The following is a 15,682-nucleotide window of genomic DNA, read 5'->3' as shown; positions in this document are numbered from 1 at the left end:
CCGCACCGCGCGGGGCATCCATCCGCAGGATCCCGCGGGAGTCCTCCGCGGGCTCGCTGAATCTGCAGGAGTCATGAACCGGGAGAGGAGTCAAGGATGACCTGGGAGCAGCCATCCCGCCCGTGGCAGGGCGGACGCTGGTCGCTCGAGCTGCGCGACGACGAGCTCGCAGACCTGAGGCTCGACGGCCGAATCGTGCTGCGGAGCATCCGCGCCGTCGTGCGTGACCGCAACTGGGACACCGCGACGCTCGTCATCGACGACCTGCGCGAGTCGCAAGGCCTGACGGTGGATCCCTCCATCGCCGACCCGGCCGCCGCAGTCGTCGGCCAGACCGACACCCTGCTCGAACTCGCGGTGCACACCGAGGGGCTGGATGCCCACTTCGACGGCACCGTGCACGTCGAGGCATCCGGCGACACCATCACGGTCACCGCGGAGCTCGACTCGCGCACCGAGTTCTTCACGAACCGGGTCGGGTTGGTGGTGCTGCATCCGCCGCAGAACGCCGGGTCGCCGCTCACAGTGCTGCACTCCGACGGATCGGATGAACAGACGAGGTTCCCTACTGAGATCAGCCCGCACCAGCCGGTCTTCGACATCGCAGGGCTCGACTGGACGGCGGACGGCGTCGAGATCGAGGTGCGCTTCGATGGCGACGTCTTCGAGATGGAGGACCAGCGCAACTGGACCGACGCCTCCTACAAGACCTACAGTCGCCCCCTCGGCCTGCCGTACCCGTACCGCATCGCCGCCGGGGAGACGGTGCGGCAGAGCATCCGTGTGCGTGCACGTGCTGTCGGTGAGTCATCACCGGATGTCACACCGGCGACCGCCGCAGCGCCGCAGACCGCCGCCATACTCCAGGCCGCCGCCACGCCGCAGGGCCAGTCCGCCTCACCGGCCGAGCGCCTCGAGACCCGGCTCACGCTGGCGCCGGCCGGCCCCTTCCCCACGATTGCACTCGGCGCGTCGACCGCACCCGATCCCGCGGTGCAATCACCTGGCTCGACAACTCCGGTCGCCCAGGCACCCGCGCGACCCGCGCTCCTCGGCGCCGCGGTCTTCGTCGAGCTCGACCTGTCGACGCGGAACTGGCGCGCGGCCTTGGCTCGGGCGGCGACATCCGGCCCGCCGCTCGATGTGCGGCTGGTGCCGGATCCCGATCGCGCCGGTGAGCTTACCGCCGCGGTGGAGGCCTTGAGCGGTCATCCGATCGCCAGGGTCGCCGCCTTTGAGCCCGATGGCGAAGCAGCCCACGTGTCGGATGCACCCGCCGTCGCGGCGCTGCGGGCCGCTCTGGACGCTGCGGGGGTCGACGCCCCGGTCGTCGGCGGCGCGCGTTCGCACTTCACGGAGCTGAACCGCGAGCAGCACCGGCTGCCGGATGATCTGGATGGCGTCGTCTTCAGCGTGACCCCGCTGTTCCACAGCCTGCGAACCGAGCAACTGGTGGAATCGATCGCGATGCAGCGCCTTGTCGCCGAGCAGGGGGTGCGGATCGCGGCTGGGGCCCGCGTGCACATCGGCCCCGTCAGCCTGCGTCCTCGGTTCAACAACGTTGCGACCACGCCGCCGCCACGACCCATCCGCGACGATCTCTCCGAGGGATACGGTCCACAACTGCTCGACACGGTGGATCCGCGCCAGTCCGCACCGGAGCTCGCAGCGTGGACGATCGCCAACGCAGCCGCCCTCGCCGTGCCGGGAGTGGCGAGTCTGACCTATTTCGAGGAGTGGGGACCAAGGGGCATCCGTTCCGCCGCCGGCGAGGACTTCCCGGTGTCCGAGGCTCTGCGCGCCATCGACGACTTGCGAGGCAGCACCTTGCTCAGCGGCAGCTCCAGCCCGGATGGCCTCGTGTGGGCCCTCGGTGCGATCATCCCGTCGGCCGCTCTCCCTCCCTCGGGCGGACCCGAGCACGAACACGAACCCGAGCACGAGCCCGAACACGAACCTGAACACGAGCCCGAACGCGAGACACTGACCAATACGGTGCGCCAGACCGTGCTCGTCGCGAACCTCGACCGCGACGAGCGCACTGCGATCATCGTGACCCCGGCCGGCGAGCAACGCGTCACCCTCGCCCCGCTCTCCTGGGCCCGCCTCCCCTGAGCGAGACCCCCGTTTCGATTGCGATTAACGCTGTTCGGCCGCCCAGGAACAGCGTTTTTCGCAATCGAAACGAGTTCTGCGCCGAGCGCGTGCGACGCGGGTCAGCGGCGGGCGGCCGTGGTGAGCGCCGCGGCGTCGTCCGGGGAGAGCTCCAGCTGTGCCGACGCGACCGAGTCGAGGATCGACGCCGACCTCGTCGCCCCGACCAGCGGCACCATGGCCGGGGACAACGAGCGCAGCCACGCCAGCGTCAGCCGCTGGACACTCACGCCGTAGCGCGCAGCCACCTCGGCTCGCTCATCCACGACGCCGGACTGCACACTCGCGAGGGGCGAGTAGGCCAGATACCGCGCCCCGATCTCCTCGCAGTGCCGCACCATGGCGTGGTCCTCGAAGCGCGCGAACGACAGCCGGTTCTGCACCGACGCGATCGGTGCGATCGACCGCACCGATTCCAGCTGCGAGACCGACACGTTGGACAGCCCGATCTCGTCGACCTTGCCCTCCCGCTGAAGCTCCGCGAGTGTCCCGACGCTCTCGGCGAGCGGCACCTGCGGATCCACGTGGTGCAGCTGGTAGAGCCCGATGCGCTCCACGCCGAGGGTGCGCAGGCTGATGTCGCAGTCACGTCGCAGCGCCTCCGGCGAGCCATCCACCGGGAAGTCCTCGCCGTCGCGATAGTGCCCGCCCTTCGTCGCAACCAGTACGTCGACGTCGGGTCGATGCGCGAGCGCCTCCGCCACCAGCGACTCTGCGAAGCTCTCCGCATCAGCGTGGGTGTACGCGAGAGCCGTATCGATGAGGCGGATGCCCGCGTCGACGGCATCCAGCACCACCCGCACGCCCCGGTCGAGGTCGACGTCGTTGAACGCCAGCGGAGCCGTGCCCAAACCGATCCCGCTGATCGAACCGACCTTCATGTCAGGCACCGAGGATGCGGTCGATCTCGTCGGTGAACACGCCTTCCTTGCGGTAGATGATCGAGCGGCCCATCAGGCGCGTGATCTCGTGGATGTCCCGGTCGAGGTACTGCCCGGCGCCCTCGGCGAGCGCCTTCTGCGTCCACGACGGGTCGATGCTCTGGGCAGCGGCGACGATCTGCGACCAGACCTCCTCGTCGTCGATCGTCTCCCGCGTCGTAGGGGTCGGGCCCAGCACCGGTCGCGTCACGGAGGGAACAGGGATGCTCCACTCGTGCGTTCCGGATTCGACGCGTTCGACATCCGTACCGGATGCACCGGATCCACCGGCACCGTCCGCCCCACCTGGCACCGTCACGAGCGCGCTCGACCCGGTCGGCACCGTGACGGAGAGCCGAAGCATCTCGTCCTCGAGCGTCCACGACACTGCGGCCTCGCCGTACGGCGTGCGCTGCCTGGTCGTCGCGCTGGTCACCCCTGCGCCGGGCCGCGGGTCGACGACCAGGGTGCGGCGACCGGGATCGGCGAACGCCAGGCCCCCGATCACGCGGTGCATCCAGTCGGCCGCCACGCCGTAGGCGTAGTGGTTGAACGAGGTCATCTGGCCCGGGTTGATCGTGCCGTCCTCGAGCATGCTGTCCCAGCGCTCCCAGATCGTGGTCGCGCCCATCGTGATCGGGTAGAGCCACGACGGGTTCTCGGTCTGCGAGAGCAGCCGGAAGGCGATGTCGAGGTGTCCGGTGTCGGTGAGGGCGTCGAGGATGAGCGGGGTTCCGACGAACCCGGTGCCGATGGTGAACCCCGACTTGCGCACCAGGTCGGCCAGCCGGTCTCCGGCGCGCTGCCGGGACTGGGCGTCATCCACGAGGCCCCACTCGATCGCCATCGAGTAGGCGGTCTGGCTGTCGCCGATCATCAGCGCGTCGACAGTGACGTAGGCTGCGCGGAACGCGGCCCTCGTCGCCCCCGCGAGCTCGGCGTAGCGGTCGGCATCCTCTCCGCGACCGATCACGGCGGCGGCACGCGACACCAGGTCGGCTGAGTAGGCGAGGTGCGCGGTCGCGACGACGTCGTGCGGGGTCATCGCCTTGGCGGGCTTGTCCGGCGGCGCGGTCGGGTCGAGCCAGTCGCCGTACTGGAAGCCGCCGACCCAGAGCAGGTCGTCGCCGGCGAGCTCGCGCATCTTGTCGACCCAGCCGCACATGCTCTCGAACTGACGCTCGAGCACCGCGGTGTCGCCGAACTGCTGGTACAGCACCCAAGGCACGACAACGGCGGCGTCGCCCCACGCAGCAGCGGCAGGGGCCGGGCGTCGCATCACGTCCGGGATGACCACCGGCACGGAACCGTCCGGCAGTTGTTCGGCCGCGAGGTCCTCGCACCAGTTGGCGAGGAATCCCGAGGTGTCGAAGAGCGACCCCGCGGTCGGCGCGAACACCTGGATGTCTCCCGTCCAGCCCAGCCGCTCGTCGCGCTGCGGGCAGTCGGTCGGAACGCTGAGGAAATTGCCGCGCATGCCCCACACGACGTTCTCGTGCAGCTGGTTGAGCATCGGGTTCGAGCTCTCGAACGAGCCGGTGCGCTCCAGGTCGGAGCTGATCACGATCGCGGTGAGGTCGCCCGGCTCGAGCCCGTCGACGCCCTCGACCTCTGCGTAGCGGAAGCCGTGGAAGGTGAACTCCGGCTCCAGGACGCGGTCGCTCCGGTCATCCGCCGGCAGCAGGTACTGGTCGGTCGCGCGCGCCGTGCGCAGCGGCCGTACGCCGAGTTCGCCGTGCTCCAGCACCTCGGCATGGCGCACGGTCACGGTGTCTGCCGCCCGACCGCCGCGAACCCGCAGCCGCACCCAGCCGACGAGATTCTGGCCGAAGTCGACCAGCGTCCTACCGCTCGGCGACGTGATGATCTCGACCGCCGGCACCTCGACCACGACGCGCATGGGCTCGGTCTGCTGGGCGACCAGGGTGCCGAGATCGAAGTCGACGACCTCGACACTGTGTTCGTCGTCCTGCGCCGCATTCGCCGCATCCGGCGCCACATCGTCCGATCCGCGCAGGTCGGTGAGCTGCCCGTTGTACAGGTCGTCGGAGAGGATGTCGCTCGAGCGTGCGCTCCAGCCGTCATCCGTTCCGATCACACGGCGACTCCCGTCCGCGAACCGCACCTCCAGCTGGGCGAGCAGGCCGAGGCGGTCGCCGTAGAGGTCGCGCCGCTGCGGACGACCGAGGTTGCCTCGGTACCAGCCGTTGCCGACCGTGACCTCCAGCCGGTTCTCGCCGTCGCGCACCAGCTCGGTCACATCGTGCGTCTCGTACACCAGGCGGCTCGCGTAGGCGGTCCACCCGGGAGCGAGCTGGTGGTCGCCGACCCTGGCACCGTTGAGCTCCGCGCGGTACAGACCACGGCTCGTGATGTAGAGCCGGGCTGACGCCACCTCGCCCTGCTCCGCCCATGCGGTGGTGAAGGTCGGCGCAGGGTCGTCAAGGCCGCCGAGGTGCCTCGGGCTGATCATCCGTGCCGTCCAGTCCGAGACGGAGAGCAGCCCGGGCTCGACGACAGCCGGATCGCTCCAGTCGGATGACGAACCGTCCACCCCGAACGTGCGAACCCGCACAGCGGCGCGTTCCCCACTGCCCAGCGGTGCGACAGGCCACGGCACGAGGTTCTGCGCATCGCCCTCGACGCGCGTGGTCTCGGTGCCGCGGTCGGTGACGACCTCGACCTCATACGCGGACTGCTGCCATCCGCCGTCGTCCGCCGTGTTGGTCCACGACAGCCGAGGCTCTCCGGTGCCGATGCCCAGCCCATCGCGGACGTGCTCGAAGCGGGGCGCACTGGTGGTGATGCTCATGTGTTCGGATCCTTCGACGTTGTCGTGCGTGGTTCTGGTCGGTACCGCGGGCGGAGGTCAGCGGGCGGAGGTCAGCGGGCGGCGTTCACCTCGGCGATCGCCGCCTCGGCGGCCTCACGCGGCTCCGTGGGGATGCGCCGCAGCGCCTCGCGCACCGGCACGCCTGCGACCCAGCGGCGTCCGAACGGGAAGTTCTTCGCCACCTCCGGGTCGACCCGCTTGATCGCGCTCGTGATCGCCTGGTAGGCGGCCTCGTCGTCGATCACCTCGGCGAGCGTCGTGGTGTCATCCACCGGCGCCGGCGCAGAGCCCGCTGCCGGGGCATCCACGCTCCAGCTGTGCTCGCCGGAGCCGACGGTGAGCACGTCGTCGCTGCCAGGGAGCCGCACTCGCGCTGAGGCGTTCGGCGGCACTGTCGCGTCGACCACGATCTGCTCGCCCTCGCGACGCCAGGCGACTCGCACCGGCCCGTAGGGGCTGTCGAAGCGTGCCTCGGCGTGCTCCAGCTGGGCGATCGGCTGGGGAGCGATGTCGATCACCCGATAGCCCGGCTCGGCGGGGGCGAGTCCGGCGACCGAGCGGTGCAGCCAGTCGGCGACGGCGCCGAGCGCGTAGTGGTTGAACGAGGTCATCTCGCCGGGGTTGATGCTGCCGTCCTCGAGCATGCTGTCCCAGCGCTCCCAGATCGTGGTCGCTCCCATGGTCACGGGGTAGAGCCACGACGGGTTCTCGGTCTGGGTCAGCAGCCGCGAGGCGGAGTCCAGGTGCCCGGTCTCCGCCAACGCGTCGGTGATCAGCGGGGTGCCGACGAAGCCGGTCCCGATGCGGTAGCCGGTGGTGCGCACGAGCTCGGCGAGCCGGTCACCCATCACTCGACGCCTCTCGTCGTCGGTCACGATGTCGAACATCAGCGCCGTGGCGTACCCGGTCTGGGCATCCGACATCATGCGCCCGCCAGGGGTCACGTACTGCTGCAGGAACGCCTGCCGCACCTGTTCGGCGAGCTTTGCGTAGCGTGCCGCTTCGGCGTCGCGCCCGAGCACCGCCGCCGCCTTCGCGACCAGATCGGTGGAGCGGAACAGGTAGGCGGTGGCGACGATGTCGGCATCCGTCTTCGCGGCGGCGGGGTCCTCAGGCGGCGCCGTCGGGTCGAGCCAGTCGCCGAACTGGAAGTCGCCCTCCCAGAGGAACCGCTCCCCAGCCCGGCCGAGCAGCTGGTCGGCCCAGGCCTTCATGCTGTCGAACTGGGTCTCCAGGATGCCCGTGTCGCCGAACCGCTCGTACAACACGGTCGGCACGATGGTCGCCGCGTCGCCCCATGCTGCAGCCGGCTGCGCGCCGTCGCTGAGCACGTTCGGCACGACGAAGGGCACGATGCCCTCGCCGATGCCTGCCTGGTCGAGCGCGAGGTCCTCCAGCCATGAGGAGAGGAAGCCGTCGGCGTCGTAGAGGTAGCTCGCGGTGGGCGCGAACACCTCGATGTCGCCCGTCCAGCCGAGGCGCTCGTCGCGCTGCGGGCAGTCGGTCGGCACGTAGACGAAGTTTCCGCGCATGCCCCAGACGACGTTCTCGTGCAGCTTGTTCAGCAGCGCGTGCGAGCTGTCGAACCAGCCGGTGCGGCGCATGTCGCTGTGGATGACGACCGCGGTGACGGCCGCAGGGTCGACCGGCGCGTCGAGCCCGGTCACCTCGGCGTAGCGGAATCCGTGGAACGTGAACCGCGGCTCCCACACCTCCTCGCCGTCGCCGCGCAGCACATAGGTGTCGGTCGCGCGGGCGTACCGCAGGGGGCGGATGCCCAGCTCGCCGTTCTCCAGCACCTCGGCGTGCCGCAGGGTGACCACGGTGCCTGCCGCGCCGCTGACGGTGATGCGGAGACGTCCGACCAGGTTCTGTCCGAAGTCGAGGATCTGCCCGCCGCTGGACGACGTCACGACATCCTGCACGGCAACCTCGTGCAGCGCGCGAACCGCCGGGCCGGTGCGCACGGTCGGGGTCGGGCCGGTCGCGTCGTCGATGCGCACGGGCGTCCACGACGAGGCGTCGAAGCCTGCGGATGACCAGCCGGGCTGCTCCGCACGTGCGTCGTAGTCCTCGCCGTGGTAGATGCCGCTCGAGGTGATCGGGCCGGTGGATGCCGCCCAGTCCTCGCCCGTCGTGATCGTCTCGTTGCTGCCGTCGACGTAGTCGAGGCGCAGCTGCACGGCCGCCGAGGGCTGGTCGCCGTAGAAGGCGCGTCCGAAGCCGCCGAAGCCGAACTTCTCCGTGTACCACGCGCCTGCGAGGTTGACGCCGATCGCGTTGGCGCCCTCGGTCAGCAGCTCCGTGACGTCGGTGGTCTCGTGCACGATGCGGTATTGATACGGCGTCCATCCCGGCTTGAGCACCTGGTCGTCGACCTCGTGTCCGTTGACCTCGACCTGGTACGCGCCGCGCGCGGCCGCGTACAGCACGGCTCGCACGAGGCCCGGACGCACCTCGAACTCCGAACGGAGCAGAGCCGGCTGAGCGTGACCCTGGGGCTCGGCGAGTCCGACGAAGGGCGCCGTCCATTCGCCGTCCGCGAGGAACGCCGCGCGCAGGACCTTCGGCTCACTCCACTCTGACGTCTCGCCGTCCGAGCCGGTCACGCGAACGCGCACGCGGTACACCGACCGTGGGTCGAGCGGCGGGAACGGCCACGCGACGAGCACGGAGTCCCTTCCCTCGACGACAGCGATGTGGCGACCGTCGAGCTCGATCTCGGCATGGGCCTGCGTCCAGCCCTCCGTTGTCGACTCGGTCGCCCAGCTGAGCCGCGGCGTGGCAGAGGCGACGTCGTCGCTGTCGGTCCGCAGCTCGGCACGCAGGGTGGCGACGGTGGCGGTCATGATCCTCCTTGATCGGGGTTGTGGGGGTGGTCAGCGGTATTCCGGCGGCGGGGTTCGGTACCGCCATGCCAGTTCGTTGTCGAGCACGAAGACCGACAGGGTGTTGTCCTCGTGCAGAGGCCAGTCGTGCGCGGCCTCCAGCAGGTCGAGCACGCGGCGACCAGCGGCCTCGGTGGGCATAGTGACCAGGTCGCGCACGGCATCGGCGAAGCCATCCGGCACGTTCGGCAGCGACGCCGTGGTGCTCAGCAGGTACTTGGGCCCTGCGAAGAGCACGTGGTCGCGAGCGAGCAGCGCCCGGCAGGCCGAAGTGGCGAGGTGTACGGCTGCGTGCGCGGTGAGCAGCGGATCATCCCTCTTGATTCCCTGGTTCAGGAAGTACTCGCCGTGCAGCCTGGCCTGCGCGAGGAACGACGCCATGTGCGCCTCCCACTGGGCCTCGGGTACGTTCCGGATGCGGTCGATGCGCTCCTGCAGATCGGGCACCGTGCTGTAGGCGATGCGGCTGTGCACGAAGCTGTCGCGCACGGGGTCGTCGCCGTGGTCGGCGGCTTCGTCGAGGTAGTCCAGCGTCGCGAGCTTGATGTCGAAGTAGCCGCCCGGATAGTCGGCACCCTCGTAGTCGACGTACATCAGCCTGCCATCGGCGTGTGCTCGCTCCCAGCGCTCCTCGGTCACGACGACGTAGAGGTCGATGTCGGAGTCCGCGCGCTCCTCACCACGTGACAGCGACCCGCTGATCACGACAGCGAGCACCTCGGGATCCGCGTCGCAGCGCTCGACGAACCACGCGAGCGCGTCATCGTGCTGCTTCATCGCCGGCCGCCCGACCTGTTCGCATCTGGCGACATCCTCGGATTTCCCGACACCTCAGACCTCGCGCAGCAGGCGAACGGGCCCGACTAGCCCGTAGTCGCGAACGTAGGTCTTCTGCATCGCCTGCCCGAGGCCCTCGTGCCGCGAGATGACGTCCGGAACCCGGTCGTAGTAGCCGCGCGCGAGCATCCTGTTGTTCAGCGAGCTCGCGACCCGCACCTCGATCGTGTTCTCCCCCGCTCTCAGCGCGCCCGTGACGACGACCGCCGGGTGAGAGGTGTCGAACCCGAGCGGGTCGCCGCCGTTGACCCGCACCGAGCCGAGCCCGCCAGACGTCGACCCGAGATCGAGAATGTAGACGGCGTCATCCTCGGGTTCCTCATCGAGCGCGAAGGTCGCGGTGTACTGCGCGACACCGGAGACCTCGCCGCCGACGCCGGGCAAGTCCTTCCACGAAGCAAGAGCCGTGGCGGGTGACGCGAGTCGTGTCACCACGGTCGTGGGCATGATCTCCACCGACTCGTAACCGAGTCCGCGGTCCTCCGTGATGGTCTCGTGCTCGCCGGCGTCCCAGCTCTCGACGACGATGTTCCAGTCATCCAGCGCAGCGACCTGCTCGTATGCGGTCGGCGCCGTCGCATCGGATGCCCCTGTCGAACGGTCCAGCGTCAGGAACGCCGTCTCGCCTGGCTGCAGGCGCACGGTGACGATCGTGCGGTCGCCGTCCTGGCGCGCGCCGTCGTGCGGGGTCGCCACGCCGGCCCAGGTGTCGATGCGGTGCACGGTGCCGTTGCCGGGGAGCGCGACCTCGACCTCGATCGGCTCACCGGTCTCGTAGAGGAAGTGGTAGAGGTACAGGTGCAGCAGGTCGCCGTCCTCCCGCAGGTGGCTGAGCACGTTGCGGTTCTCCTCGACGAACTCGGCACGTCCGGCCACCCCGAGCTCGCGCAGCGCCTCGACGGTCTGCGCCGGGTCGTCGACCTGGGAGACGTTCGGGAGCGCCAGCAGGCGCTCGACGATGCCGGCGAGCTCGTCATCCCGTCCGTCCAGGCCAGGCGTACGGGATGCCGCCCGCTCGTTGGCGTGGTACTTGGCATCGCGCAGGAAGAGCAGCTCACTGGTGCCGTGCACGAAGAGCAGCTTCAAGCCGGCCTCTGCCCACGTGAGGAGGTGTGCTGCGACATCCGCGTCGAGACCGTCCTGGAAGACGATCAGCGCCTGGTAGCCGGGACCGGTCGGCTGAACGAGACCGTCCTGGAACGCGACGTCATCGCGCAGCAGCAGGGAGCCGTCGAAGAACTCGTAGCTCCAGCCGGCGTCTTGCATGCCGAGGTCGCGCCACCAGTGGTTCTGGCGGTCGCGCATCCACATGCGGCCGTAGGCATCCTCGTCGGCGATGCGGTTGCCCTTGTCGTCGAGCAGGTACATGCCGGAGAGGTTGTCGGTGAAGTGGTCGGTGTGCAGGATGCCGACATCCACGCGCGGACGTCCCTGGCGCAGGATCATCTGCTGCCTGCCGAGCGCGCGGGTCCAGAGCGGGTAGAACTCGGCGGCCGGCTGGCGCGTGTCGAAGCGCTCGGAGAACATCGGCCACATGCCCTCGTGGCCCGGCCATTCGGTGAGGCCGGGAGCACCTGCCGGGCTCGCCCATCCGTGCAGCACGGTCTTGGTGATGCCCGCGGCGAGCTGCGTCGCGATGATCTGGTCGTAGAACCGGTGGTCGAGCATGTAGTTGCGGGTCGTCGCGCCGGTCTCCGACGAGTACTGCTTGCCGAAGAGGTGCGCCGGCCCCGCCATCAGGCGATAGGCGTCGATCTGCGAACCGAACTCCAGCGACTCCGTCTCGATGCCGTCGACCTCGGGGCCGGGGCGGGTGAGCTCGAACGGCAGGCCGTAGCTGATCTCCGAGCGCAGGCCGATGCCGTTCTCGTGCAGGAACTCGGCGAACGGGCGAAGCATGTTCTCGATGTAGAGGTCGGTGAGGGTGCGCACGTAGTCGAAGCGCACCTTCTCGACGATGGCGGCGTGCTCGGCGTCCGGCTGGTTGTGGTAGACGGTGTCCGAGGCCATCATCGTCATCGTCCTGGTCAGGAACGGCAGCCACGGCGTCAGCTCGTAGCCGCGGCGAGCGCGGAACTCGTCGGAAACGGTGCGCCCCCAGAACAGACCGGCCGCGCCGTAGGTCGAGAGCTCCAGCGAGTCCATGTACATCTGGGTGCGCGGATTCTGCGCGATCTGCGCGCGCAGCTCCGGCGTGAGCACGACGGTCGACCAGTAGTGGATGACCGCATCGACGCCCTCACGATCGAGGTAGTTCACGGTGTAGTTCACGGATGCCGAAGGTGAGGCGGTCTGCCCCGTGCCGTGCATCCAGAACGAGAACAGGCGCCAGTCGCCCTCGGCGGGCGCTGTCCAGTCGAGCGACTCGTCCTGCACCTGCTGCGTGAGGTCGACGACCGACTCGGTGTCGAGCACGAAGCCCAGCTCCGTGGTGTCGAGCACACGCGCAGCGACGACGGCGTGCAGGCTCTGCTCGCGAATGACGCCCCGCTCGCCGTGCACGCCGGCGGTCGCGGACGCCACCTCGAGGTTCACCCGCTGCAGGGCGCCCGACCGGGCGGCGCCGCCTGCGAGCGTCTCGATCGTGACGTCGAGTTCCTTGGCGGCCGCGGGCTCGTCAGGGGTGATGGTGGGAAGGTTGGCGTTCGCCCAGTTGGTGCCGGAGGTGAAGCTCACGGCCATCCCGCGCGCCGTGGTCTCCTCGACCACGATCTGGGAGTCGTGCACCCACTCCTCAGAGCCCCAGCCGTAGCGCGAGTGGTCGATGCCCGCCTCGTCCATGGCGAGGAACTCCATGCCGCCGAAGCCGAGGCGGCGAGCGGACTCGATCTCGTTCCTCAGCGTCTGGTCGGTGTGCAGGCCTTCAGCCAACCACCAGCGCACCTCGGGGCGGAACTCGATCGGCGGCTCGGACAGCGCTGCGACCAGGTCACGGAATTCCACGGGTTCTCCTTCGAACGCGTCATGATGCCCGTGGCCAGGGATGCGGCCGTCGTTGCATCAGGATGTCGGGCCGAGCGATGCCTCGGGTCCTCTTCGAGTCGGAATCGCAAAACTGAAACGTTCCAACTCGGATGAGTGTAACCGCATCGACGCACCGCGATCAAGGCAATCGGAGCGCCGTCCACCCATCAAGGAGCAAACCCGCCCGCGAGCCCGGCGAATTCTTGAAACCATCCAGCCGCCCACTGCCGCCCGCATAGCCCCGAGCCCCACCCGCACCGCCGGTCGAGGAGCACCGCGAAGCGGCGCGTCTCGAAACCGCCCCGCGCCCCCGCCCCACCGTCGGTTGAGGAGCGCGCCGAAGGCGTGCGTCTCGAAACCCGCCACGCACGCAACGTGGCTAGGCCCTTGCAGCGTGCGCCTTGATCTTCGCGAACATGTCCTCGAGCAGGAAGCGCACGTCGACGGACTCCGCCACCCGCACCGAGCGACCTTCGACGGCGATGTTGGTCATGCGGGCATCCGCTCCGAAGACCCGCACCTGCTGGTGGCGCCACACGGCCCCATGCGGGTTGAGCACGACGCTCACGGCCGGTGAGTCGCCCAGCGACCGGTACTCGATCTCGGGGTCGACGTGCTCGGCGTTGAACTCCTTCAGCTGCCGCACCAGGTATGCGCCGAGCTCGCCGTACGGCGCAACGCGCTCGTCCAGCTCGGCATAGCCGACTGCGACCTGGGTGTAGACCGACATCGGAATCTGCCACACGGTCAGCCGCGACCGGAACACCACGTTGGCAGATGGCACGTCGTTGGACAGGTTGAACTCGCCGTGGTCCTCCCCTCCCGCGATGCCGTCGTACGGCGTGCCGCCGATCCAGACCACGGTGAGGTCGGGGTTGTCCGCGATCGACGGGTCGAGCAGCACCGCCGAGGCCATGTCGGTCAACGGTCCGAGAAAGATCACGTACAGCGGCCCCGGCTTGTGCGCCTCCTCGATGATGAGGCGGGCGCCGTCTGAATCGACGGGGGTGTTCTCGTCGGGCATCCCGTGCTCGGCGCCATTGGCCACCCCGATGTCGGTGCCGAGGTCGAGCATCCGCAGCAGCAGATCCACCTCGTCGCGGCTGTCGAGCATGCTGCGCGAACTGCGCCGGTCGCCGAAGTGTGCAGGCACGATGCCCCGGATGTCGAGCGACGGCGACAACAACGCATGCACGATTGCGAACTGGTCGTCGGCCTCGTTCTTCGCGTCGGTGTTGATGATCAGGCGTTTCTTCATCCGTTGCGCTCCATCGGGTTCCGGTCGCCGGTTTCGTCCGGCGTCATCCTCACACCATGAATCGTTTCATAGGTCGCGGGGTGCCATCATCGTCCCGACGCCAGCCCCCCCCGCCCGGCAACGTCGTTTCGATTGCAAAAAACGCGGTTCGTTGGCGTCCGAAGCGCGTTTTTTGCAAACGAAACCAAGGCATCACCCCAGGACGGGCCCGCGGTGCGGGTGGGTCCTGGGGTCAAACGCCCTCACTCCAGGGCGGAGCTCGGCTCGACGCCGGCCGCACCCGCACCCGTGGCCGCGGCCAGGCCCCGCCGCCGCACCGCGCCCGCGAGGGTGACCGGTACCAGGAGCAGCACGAACGGGGCGACCAGCGCCACCGTGACCGACGTCGCTCCGGCGACGAGCCCGATCAGGGCGGGGCCGCCGAAGATGCCCACGTATCCGAGGGTGAGCACCCGCGAGAGCACGACTCCGGCGTTCGGCTGCGCGCCCGCGGCGGTGAACACCTGCGGCACGCATCCGCAGAGCCCTGCTCCGAGGGCGGCCCATCCGGCGAGCGTCAGCCAGATCGACGGCGAGACCAGGATGACCCCCAGCCCCGCAGCCGCGATCAGACTCCCGCCGCGCACCACCGCGACGGGTCCGACTGCTGCGGCGACCCGATCCACGATGAGCCGACCACCTGTCATCGTCACCGCGAAGACCGCATACCCGAAAGCGGATGCGCCGGCCGCCGCCCCGAACGCCTGGGTGAGCTGAAGCGCGCTCCAGTCGGTGGCGACCCCCTCGGCGAACATCAGCACGAGGGCGCACAGGCCGAGCATCCACGCGACGCGGGTCATCCGCACCCGCGGACGCCGAAGCTTCGCCTCAACGCGCGGCGCCGCGTACTCCTCGTCGGGCCATCCGGCCGGCCCGGTCGCCACGTGCGGCACCACATTCGACGACGGATGCCGCGACGCGACCACCGCAACGGGTTGGTGCTCCTCGGCGGGCCGCACCAGCCATCCACATGCCACGCTCACACTCACCGCCGCGACGAGCGCCGCCACGAGCAGAACCACGGGGGCCGACCATCCGATCGTCGCCGCACCGAGCACCGCAAGGGCGCCGACGCCACCGCCGAGCGAGAAGAACGCGTGGAAGGCCGCCATGATCGGCCGGCGATACGCCCGTTCGACGGTCACGGCTTGCAGGTTCATCCCGACGTCGTTGAGCCCCATGCCGAACGTGAAGACGGTCATCGCCGCGCACAGCACGACGGCGTCGCCGGACTGGCCCATCACGAAGGCTCCTAACGCCGCGGTGCCGAGGCCAGCGAGGCAGAGGCCGGCGCTTCCCATCCGGGCCTGCAGCCTTCCGCCGAGCTGGGCGCCCGCGACGATGCCGATCGAACTGATCAGTATCAGGATGCCCAGCAGCCCGGCCGACACGTGCGTGCGCTGCGCGACCTGCGGGATGACCCCCGACCAGACTCCGACGAGGAAGCCCGCCGTCGCGAAGACCGCGAACACGCTCAATCGTGCTTCCCGTCGACGACGGTTGCTGCCGGTCGGCACCGGCCTGCGATACGTGCTGTACATGGATGCGCCCCCTCGGTCGCCCGTCGTGCGCCGCCGCACCGCGCGATCGGCCGTCACGTGCAGACGTCGAAGAGCCGTCCGCTGCTTCGACACCAGGTGGAGAAATCGCGCAGACCACGTGCGGTGCGTGCCCATTCGCGAGACAAACGGTCGGATGGTGCGGCACGGTGCCAGCCCATGCCGCGTGGGGAAAACGCTTTCTGGCATGATGGACGGTGATGCGTGGGACGCTCGAAGCCGCCGTTCCA

General features: G+C 69.4%; 8 protein-coding genes. 1 reads left to right on the top strand and 7 read right to left on the bottom strand.

Annotated features, from left to right (window positions below; genetic code table 11):
* Positions 1 to 96 precede the first annotated feature (96 nt).
* A complete protein-coding gene (locus ACYVDN_RS13765; RefSeq protein WP_460572599.1) occupies positions 97 to 2,115 on the top strand; it encodes a hypothetical protein in 2,019 nt (672 codons plus the stop codon).
* A gap of 101 nt (positions 2,116 to 2,216) precedes the next feature.
* On the opposite strand, the gene ACYVDN_RS13760 is transcribed toward ACYVDN_RS13765, so the two are convergent.
* The 7 genes from ACYVDN_RS13760 to ACYVDN_RS13730 form a co-directional block, all read right to left on the bottom strand.
* On the bottom strand, positions 2,217 to 3,035 hold the full coding sequence (locus ACYVDN_RS13760; protein ID WP_460572597.1) for an aldo/keto reductase: 819 nt from the start codon (positions 3,033 to 3,035) through the stop codon (positions 2,217 to 2,219).
* A 1-nt stretch (position 3,036) separates the two neighbouring features.
* Positions 3,037 to 5,886 (bottom strand): family 78 glycoside hydrolase catalytic domain, encoded by a 2,850-nt coding sequence (locus tag ACYVDN_RS13755; RefSeq protein WP_460572595.1) that lies wholly within the window; start codon positions 5,884 to 5,886, stop codon positions 3,037 to 3,039.
* Between the two features lie 71 nt (positions 5,887 to 5,957).
* Complete coding sequence (locus tag ACYVDN_RS13750; RefSeq protein WP_460572593.1) at positions 5,958 to 8,756, bottom strand: family 78 glycoside hydrolase catalytic domain; 2,799 nt, start codon at positions 8,754 to 8,756, stop codon at positions 5,958 to 5,960.
* A 30-nt stretch (positions 8,757 to 8,786) separates the two neighbouring features.
* Complete coding sequence (locus ACYVDN_RS13745; RefSeq protein ID WP_460572591.1) at positions 8,787 to 9,572, bottom strand: nucleotidyltransferase domain-containing protein; 786 nt, start codon at positions 9,570 to 9,572, stop codon at positions 8,787 to 8,789.
* A 54-nt stretch (positions 9,573 to 9,626) separates the two neighbouring features.
* On the bottom strand, positions 9,627 to 12,575 hold the full coding sequence (locus ACYVDN_RS13740; RefSeq protein ID WP_460572589.1) for a glycosyl hydrolase family 2 protein: 2,949 nt from the start codon (positions 12,573 to 12,575) through the stop codon (positions 9,627 to 9,629).
* 400 nt (positions 12,576 to 12,975) lie between these two features.
* Positions 12,976 to 13,854: a nucleoside hydrolase gene (locus ACYVDN_RS13735; RefSeq protein ID WP_460572587.1), complete on the bottom strand. Its 879-nt coding sequence runs from the start codon at positions 13,852 to 13,854 to the stop codon at positions 12,976 to 12,978.
* A 242-nt stretch (positions 13,855 to 14,096) separates the two neighbouring features.
* Positions 14,097 to 15,434 carry an MFS transporter gene (locus ACYVDN_RS13730; protein WP_460572585.1) on the bottom strand — a complete coding sequence of 446 codons (1,338 nt, stop codon included), beginning with the start codon at positions 15,432 to 15,434 and terminating at the stop codon, positions 14,097 to 14,099.
* Between the last annotated feature and the right edge of the window lie 248 nt (positions 15,435 to 15,682).

The sequence above is a fragment of the Humibacter soli genome, from assembly GCF_054779035.1.
This window is presented reverse-complemented; position numbering and strand designations above follow the sequence as displayed.

What these genes read in the sequence shown, in the direction of transcription:
- ACYVDN_RS13760 (WP_460572597.1), bottom strand. Translation starts at nt 3,035, where the DNA reads ATGAAGGTCGGTTCGATCAGCGGGATCGGTTTGGGCACGGCTCCGCTG.
- ACYVDN_RS13735 (WP_460572587.1), bottom strand. Translation starts at nt 13,854, where the DNA reads ATGAAGAAACGCCTGATCATCAACACCGACGCGAAGAACGAGGCCGAC.
- ACYVDN_RS13765 (WP_460572599.1), top strand. Translation starts at nt 97, where the DNA reads ATGACCTGGGAGCAGCCATCCCGCCCGTGGCAGGGCGGACGCTGGTCG.
- ACYVDN_RS13755 (WP_460572595.1), bottom strand. Translation starts at nt 5,886, where the DNA reads ATGAGCATCACCACCAGTGCGCCCCGCTTCGAGCACGTCCGCGATGGG.
- ACYVDN_RS13730 (WP_460572585.1), bottom strand. Translation starts at nt 15,434, where the DNA reads ATGTACAGCACGTATCGCAGGCCGGTGCCGACCGGCAGCAACCGTCGT.
- ACYVDN_RS13750 (WP_460572593.1), bottom strand. Translation starts at nt 8,756, where the DNA reads ATGACCGCCACCGTCGCCACCCTGCGTGCCGAGCTGCGGACCGACAGC.
- ACYVDN_RS13745 (WP_460572591.1), bottom strand. Translation starts at nt 9,572, where the DNA reads ATGAAGCAGCACGATGACGCGCTCGCGTGGTTCGTCGAGCGCTGCGAC.